Genomic DNA, 12,702 nt, shown 5'->3' on the forward strand with positions numbered 1-12,702 from the left:
AAATACCTCCCCCGGAGGGTCGCTTTGAAATTCGCATGCTCCAGCATTAACAAGTGCATGCATCGAAGATGCCCAGAAACGAGCAAAGCCCCGAGGCCGACAGGCTTCGGGGCTTTTCAATTTGGTAAGCCAGTGCCGTTAGTGAAGCTTAGTTTTCACTTGAGCAATAGCATCGTCAATCAAGCTATTCTGATCAGCAGCAGTTGTTTTAGAAGCCACAACATTCGCGGCGGCAGCAATTGCGACAGATACGGCACGGTCGCGGACTTCACGAACGGCAGAGGCTTCTGCACTGGCAATTTGATCTTCGGCAGATTGCAGGCGGCGCGCGATGGAAAGTTTCAGATCTTCCTTGGCTTGATCTGCGGCGGCTTCTGCTTCGCGCTTGGCTTCTGCTACGATGCGATCAGCTTGCTCGGCCATTTCTTTTTGCTTGCGCTCGTAGGAGGCCAGCAAAGTTTGGGCTTCTTCACGAAGCGCTTTTGCTTCGTCTAGCTCGGACTGGATGCCCTCGGCGCGTTTATCCAACAAACCGCCAAGCATACCCGGCACTTTGAAGTAGAACAGCACACCGATAAACAAGATAAAGGCGAGCAGCACCACAAAGTTGGTGTTGTGCAGGGAGAAGAACGGGCCGCTAGAAGCCAGCGCGGGCGCAGGCAACAGAGCCGTAAGGGTGAGGAGTTTCTTCATCTCTTATCCCTTCATCTTTGCAGTGACCGCTGCAGTAATCGACTTAGCGTCGATCTTGCCCGGAGCCACAGCTGCGACGATGTCTTTAGCAATATCTTTGGCGACGATACCGACATTCTCGACCGCGCTATCACGAATAACTGCGATGGCTTTTTCACCCTCGGCTGCCCGTGCGGCGATTTCGGCGTCAGCCTTTGCAATGGCTTTGTCCAAGTCCACCTGAATGGCGGCTTTGGTTTCGCCAACGATGCGGCCTGCTTCGGCGCGTGCGTCGATCAAGGCTTTTTCATAGGCAGCTTCCGCATCGACGGCCTGTTGTTTCAGGTCCTCGGCGGCAGCAATGTCGTTTGTGATGGTGCCAGCACGTTCTGCCAGAACCGATCCGATGCGCGGCAGCGCGATGCGCGACAGCACGAAATAAATGACCACCAAGGTGATCAGCAACCAGAAGATCTGGTTGTCAAAGGTCGAGATATCCAGCTGCGGCATGCCGCCTGCGCTCTCTGTCTCTGCCCCGTGGGATTCAGTTGCCATGATGGCCCCCAGATATGTCTGACTACGTAGGTCTTACATCGGACGAGACAACATGTGCCCCGCCCGACCGTAAGGATGGTATAACTTAGTTCTTAAACAGCGAACATCAGCAGAAGTGCTACGAGGAACGAGAAGATCCCCAAAGCTTCCGCGAATGCGATGCCGATGAACAATGTTGCAGTCTGCGAAGCAGCTGCGGATGGGTTGCGCAATGCGCCGGCCAAGTAGTTGCCAGCAACGTTGCCCACACCGACGGCTGCGCCGCCCATGCCAACAGATGCCAGGCCTGCGCCGATGAATTTACCCATTTCTGCGATATCGCCTTCCATGTCTTTTCTCCTTACGATGGAATTGAGGTGATTAGTTATCTTGACCTTAGTGTGAAGGATGCAGCGCATCTTTCAGATACACGCAGGTCAGAATTGCGAACACATAAGCTTGAATTCCGCTTACGAGAACTTCGAGACCATACATGGCGGTGATCGCCAGAATGGACAGTGGTGAGATTGCCGCGATGGCTGCGAAGCCCGCGAAAACTTTGATAACCGCGTGACCCGCCATCATGTTGCCTGCCAAACGAATGGAGTGGCTAACGGGGCGCACGAAGTAGCTGATGACCTCGATCAGGGCCAAGACCGGGCGCAATGCCAATGGTGCCGAAGACACCCAGAACAGACCCAAGAAACCCATGCCATTTTTGACGAAACCCAGAATGGTCACGGTCAAGAACACGAACATAGCCAGCACTGCGGTGACCGCGATGTGTGATGTCGGGGTGAACGCCATTGGCAAGAGGCCAAGGAAGTTTGACACCAAAATGAACATGAACAGCGTCATGATATAGGGGAAGTACTTCACCCCCTCTTTGCCGGTTACGTCTTCGACCATTTTATAGACGAAGCCATATATTATCTCGGCAATGGACTGCGAACGCGTCGGCACAATGGCGCGGCGCGAGGTGCCGACAACCAGCAGCAAGATGATAGCGACGACAGTCAAAGCCATCCACAATGTTGAGTTGGTGATGGTGAACATGCCCACTTCACCGCCACCAAACAGCGGCTTAATGATGAACTGATCCATCGGGTGGAATGTCAGTGCGCCGTCTTCTGCGCCATGTGCTGCGTTTGCGGCACCATGTGCTGCTTCACCGTGGGCGGCTTCGCTATGTGCTTCTTGTGACATTCTTCAGTCCTTCTCACGGGCCGCTTCGGCCAGCTGTTCCTTTTGAACTTCTTTGGCGGTGCGAAGCATAACGTTCACTCCGGCCCCGAAGCCCAGTAATGTAAAGAGTATCAGGAAAATCGGCAATGTGCCGAACAGCCAATCGAGACCGTATCCTAAACTCAGGCCAATCCCCAGACCGGCCACCAATTCCGTCACCATGCGCCAACCCTGCTGGGCCCCCGAATAGTGTTCATCCCCCCGCGGCTTTTCAGCTTGTGTGGTTTTCTTAAGCCCCTCGATCCGCTCGCTCAGCGCGTCAAGTTGCGCCTGTCTCAGATCGTCTGACATCAAAATCACCCCAAGGGTTCACTTACAGGAGGGATAAGCCGCGGTGGGCATGGAGTCAATCAGTCCGAGGTTGTCAAGAAAACACCATCAGTATATTGTTTTAAAACACTTATTTTTCAATTCCGGTTACGCAAGCCATCACACCTCGGACCCATTTGCGTCAATTTGATATTCAACCACTTGGTTGATGATTTCCGTCGCCCGCTTCAATTCGAAACGGCTCAGCCTGATCCAGCAACCAATTTCGGAACGCCCGAGCAGGTGCGCGGCGGCGAACCCCATCCCCAAAAAGCAAATGATAGCTGCCAGCGGGTATACCGACGGGTGAACACTTCACCATCACCCCCTTGGCGCAGGCATCTGCCATCACATCCTCTGTACACAAGAACACCCCCTGCCCCGCAACCGCCGCCTCCATCGCCAATATCGACCGCATCCGCCAGTCGGGGGCCTCGAACATATCAGGGTTCGATCCCGCAGCCCGCGCCCACCTGCCCCACGGATTACCACGGCGGTCCTGAAATCGGCGAAACTTCAAAGCATCTTCTGGCGCAGCAAATCCCTCTCCAACCAAAGAGGGCGCACCATAAGCGAAAAGCCACCCATTGCTAATCAAGTCACTGGCCTGCTCTGGCATCCCAGAGGTAATAGACCTGATCGCCAGATCTGCCTCATAACGCGCCATATCCGCGAGGTGATGACTGGCCTCTAACCGCAGTTCGATCTCTGGATAGCGGTGTTGAAAGTCGGCCATGCGCGGCACCAGGAATTTCGCCGCAAATAGCGGCTCGCTGTTGATGACCAATCGCCCCGAAGGCCGATCATGGAACACCTCTGTCGCCTCGGAAATAGCGTCTAAAGCCGGAGTTACCTGCGCCAAATAGCGCGCGCCTGCCTGCGTTAACGCCACTCCACGCGGTAAATCGCGAAACAGTTGCGCCCCCAACCGGTGCTCCAACCCCCGCACATGACGGCTAATGGCCGAATGACTAACCCCCAACTCCGCCGCCGCCCCAGAGAAGCTTTGATGGCGGCCAGCGGCCTCGAAGGCACGCAACGCATTGAGAGGAGGCAAGGGGCGAGACATGCATATACGTGCCTTTTAAGCACGCAATATGTCAAGCAATTGAAATTGAATACTCCCCCATATCTTGCACATATTCAATTAAACCAACCAAACAGGAAGCTCACATGTCGATACTAACGCGCTTGCGCGACCTCTTAAGCTTGCCAAAAAAGCACAAATACCACAATATTCCGCCGGATTTAGCGGAGCACCTCTACCGTGATATTGGCTTGTCGAAGGACGACATAGAGCTGTTGCGCTTCCAATGGCCCTCTCAAGGCCCGCACGGGCCGAAACTGTAACACCTGTTCCCCCGCGCTCATCAGCGTTAAGACATTGTTATGACACCAGCACTCGACACCATTTTCGCGGCCCTTGCCGACAGCACCCGCCGCGCGATCCTGACCATGTTGCTTGAAGACGACATGGCAGTGACCGATGTGGCCGAGCCGTTTGAGATATCGCTTGCCGCCATTTCCAAACATCTGGGCATTCTGACGCGCGCAGGTCTGATCACACAGGAAAAGCGGGGGCGGGTGAAGTGGTGCAAGCTGGAACCCGAGGCCATGCGCGAGGCCATCGTCTGGATCGAAAGCTTTGGGCAGCTAAAGGCGTTGAATTTTGACGCCTTTGAGCAGTTCCTTGACCACGAGTTGAACGACTAGTCTTTCAACAGCATCGCCAACGCCACCACCGTCAGCACCACTCCGCCCAAGACCAGCATCGGCGGAGACGTCCCACCCAAGGCCAATTCGGTTAGGATTACCCAGCTTGGTACCAGATAGGTATAGGCCATCACCTTTGAGGACGGCAGTCGCATCGCCGCATATTGCAGCAAGACAAAGGTGACCGAGGACGCCGCGATCGACACATAGGCGATGGTCACCCAGACAATTGCGGGCAGTGCCGCCCAATCCGTGGCGATCAAATCGGACCAGCCCCAAAGCAATAGCACCCCGAGGCCACCCAGCAGGGTAAAGAACGAGAACACCACTGGCGGCTCGCCCCGGTTCAGCTTGCGCACCAGCGGGGTGTAGATGGCATGCGCTACGACCCCGACAAAATAGATCATCTCGCCGCGCCCGACCTCAAAGGCCAATAAGGCAGACACATCCGCGCGGAAAATCACCCAAAGCGCGCCGACCGCGCCCAGTGCCAAAGCCAGCGCCATGCGTAGCGTCAGGATTTGGCGCAGCAACAGATACCCCGCTCCCGCAGCCAGTAAAGGCGTTAAAGTAAACACCGCCGCCGCACTCACTGGCGGGGCGGTTTTCAGCCCCTCGAACATCAACACGAAATAGGCCGCAAACAACCCGCCCAAAAGCAAGTACCGCCAAGGGGCCACCATGGCAGAGCGCGGCAACCCGGTCGTCGCGAACGCCGCACCCCCGATCACCACGCCCGCAATCGCAAACCGCACGGCATTCAACGCAGCAGGCGCAATTTCATTGGCCGCCAGCGCCCCGAGCGAAAACGACCCCGCCACCAGCACCGAGAACAGCAACATCGCCGCATGGCCACGCATCACAGGTGTCATGTTTTCAAACCCTTGCGTTCAGGGCGGCTCAGAGGTCCGCCCATCCCTTCGCCTCTTCCTTCAAGAAGGTCACGAAAGAATGCACCTTGGCCGTGCGGTGCAAATCAACATGGGTAACGCACCAAAACGTCGACCACCAACTCGGGTCGGCAGGCATCACCTCTTTCAGGTCAGGATTTTGGTGCCCCATATAGGAAGGCAAAAAGCCAATGCCCGCCCCCGCAATCACCGCGTCTTGCACGGAGTTCGTATCCGAGCATTTGTAGACCACGTTTTCTTCCGGCACATGCTCCCCGATCCAGCGCATAAACGGGGCTTTGGGGTTCAAAGTAGCCATGCGGCAAAAGCGGTGATTGGGAATATCTTCAATGCCGTTCAGCGGGCCATGTCGAAAAATATAGTCCTTATGCGCAAACAAGCGCACGGGCAGCTTTGCCAACTCTTGCACGATGTTATCAAGGTCATCCCCCGGCGCGCCGGCGCGTATCGCCACATGAGCCTCACCATATTCAAGGCGCAAGGGGCGGGTATCCACGATCAACTCGGCGCGAATTTCAGGGTGCTCAATTTGATACTTGGTAATTGTGCGCGCCATAAGCGAGGACATTTGCGGCAGGCAGGTCACGATCAGAGCCCCTGAAACCGACGCCCCGCGCCCATGAATGCGCCCCGCAAGCTGGGTTAGTTGATCCTCGGTGGCAGAGGCCACAGTCAACAGGTCTTCTCCGGCCTCAGTCGGCGTGTAGCCGCGCGCGTGGCGCTGAAATAACTTGGCGCCGAGCTTGCCCTCAAGGCTGTCGATGTGGCGAATGACCGTGGCATGATGCACGCCCAAAGCCTCTGCCGCGGCACTCACTGTGCGCAACCGGGCGACTTGGTAGGCCGTGCGGTATTCATCCCAATTATCAATTTCCATGAGCCAAGCCTTTTTTCTGTGCGTATGCGCGCATTAATTCCCCCATCATCCGTCTTATGTTCAAACTTGCAAGTCCCAATCTTCACACCAGCGAAACAACTGTAAATTTTAGGACATCAAACATGACTATTCTGCACATCGACAGCTCCGCACGGATTAATGGCTCGATTAGCCGCGATCTCACCTCCCGCATCATTGCCAAGCTGGGCAGCGACGTGATCCGCCGGGACCTACAAAACGGAGAGCCGCTTTTAACCGAGAACTGGGTCAATGCCAACTTCACCCCCGTTGAGGACCGCACAGAAGCGCAACGTGACGAGCTAAAACATTCAGACGCACTCGTGGCTGAATTGGCGGCGGCGGATACCGTCGTCATCGGCCTGCCCGTCTATAACTTCGGCATGCCAGCGGCCCTGAAATCCTGGGTGGATATGATCGCACGCGCAGGTGTTACGTTCCGCTATACTGACAACGGCCCCGAAGGGCTGCTCAGCGGTAAACGCGCTATTGTTGCGTTTGCCGCTGGGGGCGTCACAGTCGGCGCACCAGTGGATTATGCAAGCACCCACCTGCGCCAAGTCCTAAACTTTGTCGGCATCACCGACATCACCATCATAACGGCCAGCGAAGACCCCGCAGACACCACCGCTCAGATTGAAGCCCTCGTGGCATAAACAGGCGTATTTGCTCGACATATCGCATGGGGCGCGGCTAGGCTGCGCCTCATGAAAATCACCCGCGACACTCCCAGCCAACTGATCGTAGAAAACCGCCCAATATTCATTGCCGCAATATTATTGCTCATGGCCTTGGTCTTCCTTAGCCTGACAATCGGCCTGCTTTGGATGGGGGAGATTATCGGGCTGGCGTTCCTGCTCGGGGTCCTGTTGTCAGGGGCGTGCCTTTATATCTTCTCACGGCGGGTTCAGCTTATTTTCAACGCCGATAGCGCCACCCTGACAGTGCAGCGCAAAAACATGCGCAATGCCTCCGTTGTCGTCCACCCATTGAACGAAGTGAAACGCGCTATTCTTGAGCAAACGACTTCTGACAACAGCACGCTCTACCGTGTCACCTTGGAGATGACCGGCCAAAGTGCCGGGATGCACCCGATTACAACCGGCTACTCTAATGTCGGCCAGCACCGCGCGGTTGCAGACGCCATCAACCGCTGGCTTGACTCTGTGCGCACCCGAGCGTAGGACGCGCATAACACCCGGAAGCATCAAACTTCCGGTCCCATGCCAAGTGCAGGGATCGCCCCCCATCAGCGCGTTGCGCCCATGGGGGCAATTCTGTTTGGTTTTGAGCCGCCCCATACCTACATAAAGTAGGGGCATATGTGAGACAAAAGGAGCGCCGAGCGCATGTTTGAGAACCTATCCGAGCGCCTCTCTGGCGTCTTTGACAAGCTCACCAAGCAAGGCGCGTTATCCGAGGATGACGTCAAAACGGCCCTGCGTGAAGTTCGCGTCGCTCTGCTTGAAGCCGATGTTTCCCTCTCTGTCGCGCGTGATTTTGTCAAAGCCGTAGCCGAGAAAGCCACTGGCCAAAACGTCACCAAATCAATCACGCCGGGCCAGCAAGTCATCAAGATCGTCCATGACGAATTGCGCCATGTTCTGGCAGGCGACGATGCCGAGCCGGGCGAGTTGAAAATTGACAACGCCCCTGCTCCGATCCTGATGGTTGGCTTGCAAGGCTCTGGTAAAACCACAACAACCGGTAAGTTGGCCAAGCGCCTGACCGAGAAAAACAACAAGCGCGTTCTGATGGCCTCGCTCGATGTGAACCGCCCCGCTGCGATGGAACAACTTGCCATTCTAGGTATGCAAATCGGCGTGGATACTTTGCCGATCGTTAAAGGCGAGAAACCCGTTCAAATCGCCAAACGCGCCAAACAACAGGCAACACTGGGCGGCTACGACGTCTATATGCTGGATACGGCTGGCCGCCTGCAAATCGACGAAGTGTTGATGCAAGAGGTCGAAGACGTCCGCGACATCGTGAACCCGCGCGAAACGTTGCTAGTGGTGGATGGCCTAACCGGTCAGGTCGCCGTGGAAGTGGCTGAAGAATTTGACGGAAAAATTGGCATCTCTGGCGTGGTTCTGACCCGTATGGACGGCGACGGTCGCGGTGGTGCTGCCCTGTCGATGCGCGCGGTCACGGGCAAGCCGATCAAGTTTGTAGGCCTTGGCGAAAAGATGGACGCGCTTGAGACGTTTGAGCCAGACCGCATTGCTGGCCGCATCCTTGGCATGGGCGATATCGTATCGCTGGTCGAGAAAGCCCAAGAAACCATCGAGGCCGCGCAAGCCGAGCGGATGATGAAACGCTTCCAGAAGGGTCAGTTCAACATGAACGACCTGAAAAACCAGCTTGAGCAGATGATCAAGATGGGCGGCATGGAAGGCCTTATGGGCATGATGCCCGGTATGAAAAAGATGGCTGGCCAAGCTAAAGAAGCTGGCATGGATGACAAGATGCTCAAGCGCCAAATTGCGCTGATCCAGTCGATGACCAAGCGCGAACGTGCCAACCCGCAATTGCTGCAAGCCTCGCGCAAAAAGCGGATTGCCAAAGGCTCCGGCATGGAAGTCTCCGAGCTGAACAAGCTTCTTAAGATGCAACGCCAAATGGGCGACATGATGAAGAAGATGGGCAAAGGCGGAATGCTGAAACAGGCCATGAAGGGCATGTTCGGCAAAGGCGGCGGAATGCCCGATATGGGCGATCCGGCGGCGATGGAAGCCGCGGCAAAGCAGCTAGGCTCGAAGATGCCCAGCGGTATGGGTGGCATGGGCGGAATGCCCGGTCTTGGTGGCGGCGCATTGCCCCCCGGCCTGTCTGGTTTCGGGAAAAAGAAATGACGCCCCCTACCATTCATACAGAGCGCCTGACGCTGCGCCCATTGGCGATTGGCGATTTTGATGCGCTGGCCGAGTTCTATGCCAGCGACCGCTCGCAATATGTTGGCGGCCCAAAGCGCCCCGACGAGACATGGCGCACGCTAGCCTGCGAAATCGGCCATTGGACCCTGCGCGGCTATGGCCGCTTTGGCGTGGACGAAACCGCAACTGGCAAATTTATCGGCATGGTTGGTCCTTGGTTCCCACATGCATGGCCCGAGCAAGAGCTGGGCTGGGACTTGATGAACGGCTTTGAGGGGCGCGGCTTCGCCACCGAGGCTGGATTAGCGACACGTGATTACGCCTACAAAACATTGGGCTGGAAAACCGCAATCAGCCTTGTGGCAGAGGGCAATGATGGCTCGGCCAAAGTGGCGCAACGCATGGGCGCCACATTCGAGCGCAAGCTTGATCACCCGATGTTTGGCATGATGAACGTCTACAGACACCTAAACTCGGAGGCTTTGTAATGGGACACCGCGACATCCCAATTTTGGAAACTGAACGGCTGATCCTACGCGGACCACAGCCCGAAGATTACCCAGATTTCAAAGCCACGTTTACCAGCTTTCGCGCCCGCTATATGGGCGGCCCACTGAACCCGTACGAGTCGTGGATGCTTTATGCCGCCGAGATCGGCCACTGGGAAATTCGCGGCTTTGGCATGTGGATGATCCACGACAAAGAAACCGACGCAACGCTTGGCATGGCTGGCGGCTGGCAACCTGCAATGTGGCCAGAGCGCGAGCTGGCTTGGATTATTTGGCCCGAAGTGGCTGGCAAAGGCTACGCATTAGAGGCCGTTGATGCGGCGCGGCGCCATTTCTATACTGATGGCGGCTGGGACAGCGCGGTTAGCTATCTTGACCCGTATAACCTTGATTCCGTGCGCCTAGCTGAACGAATGGGCTGCGTCAAAGACAAGCAAGCGCAATCCATTGGGGATGATGATGCCGTCTACCGCCATCCCTCACCAGCTGAATTGAACGACACTCAACTGTCACATGGTATTGCGCTGGAAATCAGCCATTACCATGACCCTGCCTTTAAGCCGAAGGGGTTTGCTCTTGACTGATACCGTCACCAAAGCTGCGGATATCTTGAAGGATCACCGCTCCAGCATCGACCGCTTGGACGCGATCCTTGTCTATACGCTGGGCGAGCGCTTCAAGCATACCCAAGCGGTGGGCATATTGAAGGCTGAAAACGATTTACCGCCGAGCGACCCCGACCGGGAAGCAACGCAAATAGAACGACTTGAGGATTTGGCAAAACGTGCTGACCTCGACCCCGACTTCGCCAAATCCTTCCTGAATTTCATTATTCGGGAAGTCATCCAAAACCATAAAACGTTTCAATAATTTCGGGTATCTACCCGGCAACCGCCTTTAAGGAGAACTACTCAATGGCAATGAAAATCCGTCTGGCCCGTGGTGGGTCCAAAAAACGCCCTTTTTACCGTATTGTTGCAGCTGACTCGCGTATGCCACGCGATGGCCGCTACATCGAAAAATTGGGCACATATAACCCACTGCTCGCGAAAGACAGCGAAGAGCGCGTGCAAATGGACATGGAGCGCATCAAGTACTGGTTGAGCGAAGGCGCACAGCCTACCGACCGTGTATCGCGCTTCTTGGAAGCTGCTGGTGTTCTTGAGAAAAAAGAGCGCGCCAACATGAAAAAAGCTGAGCCTGGTAAGAAAGCTCAGGACCGTGTTGAAGAGAAAGCTGCCAAAGCTGCGGCCGCTGCTGAAGCTGCTGCTGCCCCTGCTGAGGCACCTGCTGAGGAAGCCGCAGAGTAATCTGCGACTTAGCAAAACATGCGTGATTTCGAACCGGAATTCCGGGACGAGCTATACGAGTTGATGCGGTGGAGGCGCGATGTGCGCCACTTCCGCACCGACCCTGTGGACGAGGCACTGCTGATGCGGTGCCTCGACGCGTTTTCATCTGCCCCATCCGTGGGGCTGTCGGAGCCGTGGCGCATTGTGCGGGTGAACAGCCCGAATGCCCGTGCTGCTGCGCGCGAGAATTTCATGATCGCCAACGCCGAGGCGCTTGCGCGCTATGATGGCGATCAGGCGGTTAATTACGCCAAACTGAAACTTGCAGGCATGGACCGGGCACCGGTGCAGCTGGCGATTTTCTGCGATGAAGCCACGACAAAGGGCCATGGCTTAGGTGCGGGCTCGATGCCCGAGATGCGCCGCTATTCGGTAGTTTCAGCCGTGACGCTATTCTGGCTGGCCACACGCGCCGAAGGGCTGGGGCTTGGTTGGGTATCCGTACTGGATCCGGCAAAACTATGCCGCGACCTAGGTGTCTCGAAAGACTGGGCGCTCATCGGATATTTTTGCCTTGGCTACCCCGAAGCCAACAACGACACGCCAGAACTGGCCCGCGAAGGCTGGGAAGCCCGTGCTGCGGCGCTGGACATCCGCGAAGTATAGGAGCCGCTATGAGATATGTAATTGGCGTCGTTCATGCGGCCCACGTAGCGGCAGGTAAGGCGCAAGGTTTCGTCGCCTTCAGCCACGGCAAGGAAGCCGCTGTGCGCAATCTGGATGTGGGCGACAAGGTCATTTTCTACGCCCCAAAGACCGAATTTGACGGCGCGCCAGTGCAGGCGTTTGTCGGTCATGCAACAATCACTGGCGAAGCCCCACGTCAGATGGATTACATGAGCGGCATGCCCGCTTGGGTGCGCGACGCCTCATTCGATGATGTACGGGACGTCCCCGTGCGCCCGATGCTGGAGGAGCTGTCCTTTGTGACCCGCCCAAGCCATTGGGGCATGTCGTTTCGATCAGGGAAGTTCACCATCCCCGAGGCAGATTACCGCTTGATTGCGCAAGCCATGGGGGCGCTGTCATGATCGGGCGCTTGATCACACTGGTATTGATGGGGCTGGCCTTCTATTGGGGATTGCAAGCAGAGCGTTATTTACAAAAAGACCGCTGCCTCGATGCGGGTGGCGTGGTGGATGCGCGCGGATTATGTGACGGAGCAAGATCGCAATGAGTAAAGAACAGATCGTTGTCGGGGCCATTGCTGGCTCTTTTGGGGTGAAGGGCGAAATACGGCTGAAAAGCTTCTGCGCCAATCCTGAGGATATTAAACTCTATTCCCCGCTCAAGGGCGACAACGGCGTCGAGTACACCGTCAAGATCACCCGCACCGTCAAGAACGGCTTCGCCGCCCGCCTGTCTGGCGTGCGTTTCAAGGACGAGGCCGACGCGCTGCGTGGGGTGAAATTGTCAGCTGATCGGGATCTACTGCCCACCCTGCCTGACGGCGAATATTATCACACGGATTTGATGGGCCTAGAGGTGCTGGACACTGGCGGCACGGTACTGGGCAAGGTCGCAGCCGTGCTGAACCACGGCGCGGGCGATATTCTAGAGCTACGCGGCCCGACGCTGAAAGGCTCAGTGTTGCTGCCATTCACGCTGGACTCGGTGCCGACGATTGACTTGGCCACAGGGCGGATCATTGTAGACCCGCCCGAAGGGTTGCTCGACTAGGGAATT

General features: G+C 56.4%; 21 protein-coding genes. 13 read left to right on the plus strand and 8 right to left on the minus strand.

The genetic code is table 11. The features are described from left to right. Positions 1-138 precede the first annotated feature (138 nt). From AC3Y7R_RS00625 to AC3Y7R_RS00650, 6 genes are all read right to left on the minus strand, one after another. Positions 139-693 carry a F0F1 ATP synthase subunit B gene (locus tag AC3Y7R_RS00625; RefSeq protein WP_490040069.1) on the minus strand — a complete coding sequence of 185 codons (555 nt, stop codon included), beginning with the start codon at positions 691-693 and terminating at the stop codon, positions 139-141. Between the two features lie 3 nt (positions 694-696). Further along, positions 697-1,227, minus strand: coding sequence for a F0F1 ATP synthase subunit B' (locus tag AC3Y7R_RS00630; protein ID WP_490040070.1), 531 nt, complete (start codon positions 1,225-1,227; stop codon positions 697-699). A 92-nt stretch (positions 1,228-1,319) separates the two neighbouring features. Beyond that, positions 1,320-1,556 (minus strand): F0F1 ATP synthase subunit C, encoded by a 237-nt coding sequence (locus AC3Y7R_RS00635; protein ID WP_107846743.1) that lies wholly within the window; start codon positions 1,554-1,556, stop codon positions 1,320-1,322. Positions 1,557-1,602: 46 nt separating this feature from the next. Next, on the minus strand, positions 1,603-2,412 hold the full coding sequence (locus AC3Y7R_RS00640; RefSeq protein WP_490040071.1) for a F0F1 ATP synthase subunit A: 810 nt from the start codon (positions 2,410-2,412) through the stop codon (positions 1,603-1,605). A gap of 3 nt (positions 2,413-2,415) precedes the next feature. Further along, positions 2,416-2,742, minus strand: a complete 327-nt coding sequence (locus tag AC3Y7R_RS00645) for an AtpZ/AtpI family protein (RefSeq protein WP_490040072.1) — start codon at positions 2,740-2,742, stop codon at positions 2,416-2,418. A gap of 172 nt (positions 2,743-2,914) precedes the next feature. After that, positions 2,915-3,829, minus strand: coding sequence for a LysR family transcriptional regulator (locus AC3Y7R_RS00650; protein WP_490040073.1), 915 nt, complete (start codon positions 3,827-3,829; stop codon positions 2,915-2,917). A gap of 104 nt (positions 3,830-3,933) precedes the next feature. Between AC3Y7R_RS00650 and AC3Y7R_RS00655 the strand changes: the two genes are divergently transcribed. After that, positions 3,934-4,110, plus strand: a complete 177-nt coding sequence (locus AC3Y7R_RS00655) for a hypothetical protein (protein WP_490040074.1) — start codon at positions 3,934-3,936, stop codon at positions 4,108-4,110. Between the two features lie 39 nt (positions 4,111-4,149). Further along, positions 4,150-4,473 carry an ArsR/SmtB family transcription factor gene (locus tag AC3Y7R_RS00660; RefSeq protein ID WP_490040075.1) on the plus strand — a complete coding sequence of 108 codons (324 nt, stop codon included), beginning with the start codon at positions 4,150-4,152 and terminating at the stop codon, positions 4,471-4,473. Here the strand turns inward: AC3Y7R_RS00660 and AC3Y7R_RS00665 are convergent. After that, positions 4,470-5,345, minus strand: a complete 876-nt coding sequence (locus AC3Y7R_RS00665; RefSeq protein WP_490040076.1) for a DMT family transporter — start codon at positions 5,343-5,345, stop codon at positions 4,470-4,472. The two genes, AC3Y7R_RS00660 and AC3Y7R_RS00665, sit on opposite strands and share 4 nt — an antisense overlap. 28 nt (positions 5,346-5,373) lie before the next feature. Then, positions 5,374-6,255 (minus strand): LysR family transcriptional regulator, encoded by an 882-nt coding sequence (locus tag AC3Y7R_RS00670; RefSeq protein ID WP_490040203.1) that lies wholly within the window; start codon positions 6,253-6,255, stop codon positions 5,374-5,376. Between the two features lie 128 nt (positions 6,256-6,383). On the opposite strand from AC3Y7R_RS00670, the gene AC3Y7R_RS00675 reads away from it, so the two are divergent. From AC3Y7R_RS00675 to rimM, 11 genes are all read left to right on the plus strand, one after another. Continuing rightward, complete coding sequence (locus tag AC3Y7R_RS00675; protein WP_490040077.1) at positions 6,384-6,935, plus strand: FMN-dependent NADH-azoreductase; 552 nt, start codon at positions 6,384-6,386, stop codon at positions 6,933-6,935. 51 nt (positions 6,936-6,986) lie between these two features. Next, positions 6,987-7,463 (plus strand): hypothetical protein, encoded by a 477-nt coding sequence (locus tag AC3Y7R_RS00680; protein ID WP_490040078.1) that lies wholly within the window; start codon positions 6,987-6,989, stop codon positions 7,461-7,463. Positions 7,464-7,628: 165 nt separating this feature from the next. After that, complete coding sequence (gene ffh, locus AC3Y7R_RS00685) at positions 7,629-9,134, plus strand: signal recognition particle protein (RefSeq protein ID WP_490040079.1); 1,506 nt, start codon at positions 7,629-7,631, stop codon at positions 9,132-9,134. Beyond that, positions 9,131-9,643, plus strand: coding sequence for a GNAT family N-acetyltransferase (locus AC3Y7R_RS00690; protein ID WP_490040080.1), 513 nt, complete (start codon positions 9,131-9,133; stop codon positions 9,641-9,643). Before ffh ends, AC3Y7R_RS00690 begins: the two co-directional genes overlap by 4 nt. Next, positions 9,643-10,248, plus strand: a complete 606-nt coding sequence (locus AC3Y7R_RS00695; RefSeq protein ID WP_490040081.1) for a GNAT family N-acetyltransferase — start codon at positions 9,643-9,645, stop codon at positions 10,246-10,248. The genes AC3Y7R_RS00690 and AC3Y7R_RS00695 overlap by 1 nt, the downstream gene beginning before the upstream one ends. Next, entirely contained in the window at positions 10,241-10,534 is a 294-nt protein-coding gene (locus tag AC3Y7R_RS00700) for a chorismate mutase (protein WP_490040082.1), read from the plus strand. Before AC3Y7R_RS00695 ends, AC3Y7R_RS00700 begins: the two co-directional genes overlap by 8 nt. Positions 10,535-10,578: 44 nt before the next feature. Beyond that, a complete protein-coding gene (gene rpsP, locus AC3Y7R_RS00705) occupies positions 10,579-10,974 on the plus strand; it encodes a 30S ribosomal protein S16 (protein WP_490040083.1) in 396 nt (131 codons plus the stop codon). A gap of 18 nt (positions 10,975-10,992) precedes the next feature. Next, positions 10,993-11,622, plus strand: coding sequence for a 5,6-dimethylbenzimidazole synthase (gene bluB / locus AC3Y7R_RS00710; RefSeq protein ID WP_490040084.1), 630 nt, complete (start codon positions 10,993-10,995; stop codon positions 11,620-11,622). A gap of 8 nt (positions 11,623-11,630) precedes the next feature. Next, a complete protein-coding gene (locus AC3Y7R_RS00715; protein WP_490040085.1) occupies positions 11,631-12,047 on the plus strand; it encodes an EVE domain-containing protein in 417 nt (138 codons plus the stop codon). After that, positions 12,044-12,193: a hypothetical protein gene (locus AC3Y7R_RS00720; RefSeq protein ID WP_490040086.1), complete on the plus strand. Its 150-nt coding sequence runs from the start codon at positions 12,044-12,046 to the stop codon at positions 12,191-12,193. The genes AC3Y7R_RS00715 and AC3Y7R_RS00720 overlap by 4 nt, the downstream gene beginning before the upstream one ends. Beyond that, a complete protein-coding gene (rimM, locus tag AC3Y7R_RS00725) occupies positions 12,190-12,696 on the plus strand; it encodes a ribosome maturation factor RimM (protein ID WP_490040087.1) in 507 nt (168 codons plus the stop codon). The genes AC3Y7R_RS00720 and rimM overlap by 4 nt, the downstream gene beginning before the upstream one ends. The last annotated feature ends 6 nt before the right edge of the window (positions 12,697-12,702 follow it).

Source organism: Litoreibacter sp., assembly GCF_058136045.1.

Coding starts and splice junctions, on each gene's coding strand:
- AC3Y7R_RS00695 (WP_490040081.1), top strand. CDS start 9,643: ATGGGACACCGCGACATCCCAATTTTGGAAACTGAACGGCTGATCCTA.
- AC3Y7R_RS00715 (WP_490040085.1), top strand. CDS start 11,631: ATGAGATATGTAATTGGCGTCGTTCATGCGGCCCACGTAGCGGCAGGT.
- AC3Y7R_RS00630 (WP_490040070.1), bottom strand. CDS start 1,227: ATGGCAACTGAATCCCACGGGGCAGAGACAGAGAGCGCAGGCGGCATG.
- AC3Y7R_RS00655 (WP_490040074.1), top strand. CDS start 3,934: ATGTCGATACTAACGCGCTTGCGCGACCTCTTAAGCTTGCCAAAAAAG.
- ffh (WP_490040079.1), top strand. CDS start 7,629: ATGTTTGAGAACCTATCCGAGCGCCTCTCTGGCGTCTTTGACAAGCTC.
- AC3Y7R_RS00675 (WP_490040077.1), top strand. CDS start 6,384: ATGACTATTCTGCACATCGACAGCTCCGCACGGATTAATGGCTCGATT.
- bluB (WP_490040084.1), top strand. CDS start 10,993: ATGCGTGATTTCGAACCGGAATTCCGGGACGAGCTATACGAGTTGATG.
- AC3Y7R_RS00635 (WP_107846743.1), bottom strand. CDS start 1,556: ATGGAAGGCGATATCGCAGAAATGGGTAAATTCATCGGCGCAGGCCTG.
- AC3Y7R_RS00645 (WP_490040072.1), bottom strand. CDS start 2,742: ATGTCAGACGATCTGAGACAGGCGCAACTTGACGCGCTGAGCGAGCGG.
- rimM (WP_490040087.1), top strand. CDS start 12,190: ATGAGTAAAGAACAGATCGTTGTCGGGGCCATTGCTGGCTCTTTTGGG.
- AC3Y7R_RS00660 (WP_490040075.1), top strand. CDS start 4,150: ATGACACCAGCACTCGACACCATTTTCGCGGCCCTTGCCGACAGCACC.
- AC3Y7R_RS00680 (WP_490040078.1), top strand. CDS start 6,987: ATGAAAATCACCCGCGACACTCCCAGCCAACTGATCGTAGAAAACCGC.
- AC3Y7R_RS00690 (WP_490040080.1), top strand. CDS start 9,131: ATGACGCCCCCTACCATTCATACAGAGCGCCTGACGCTGCGCCCATTG.
- AC3Y7R_RS00640 (WP_490040071.1), bottom strand. CDS start 2,412: ATGTCACAAGAAGCACATAGCGAAGCCGCCCACGGTGAAGCAGCACAT.
- rpsP (WP_490040083.1), top strand. CDS start 10,579: ATGGCAATGAAAATCCGTCTGGCCCGTGGTGGGTCCAAAAAACGCCCT.
- AC3Y7R_RS00625 (WP_490040069.1), bottom strand. CDS start 693: ATGAAGAAACTCCTCACCCTTACGGCTCTGTTGCCTGCGCCCGCGCTG.
- AC3Y7R_RS00665 (WP_490040076.1), bottom strand. CDS start 5,345: ATGACACCTGTGATGCGTGGCCATGCGGCGATGTTGCTGTTCTCGGTG.
- AC3Y7R_RS00720 (WP_490040086.1), top strand. CDS start 12,044: ATGATCGGGCGCTTGATCACACTGGTATTGATGGGGCTGGCCTTCTAT.
- AC3Y7R_RS00650 (WP_490040073.1), bottom strand. CDS start 3,829: ATGTCTCGCCCCTTGCCTCCTCTCAATGCGTTGCGTGCCTTCGAGGCC.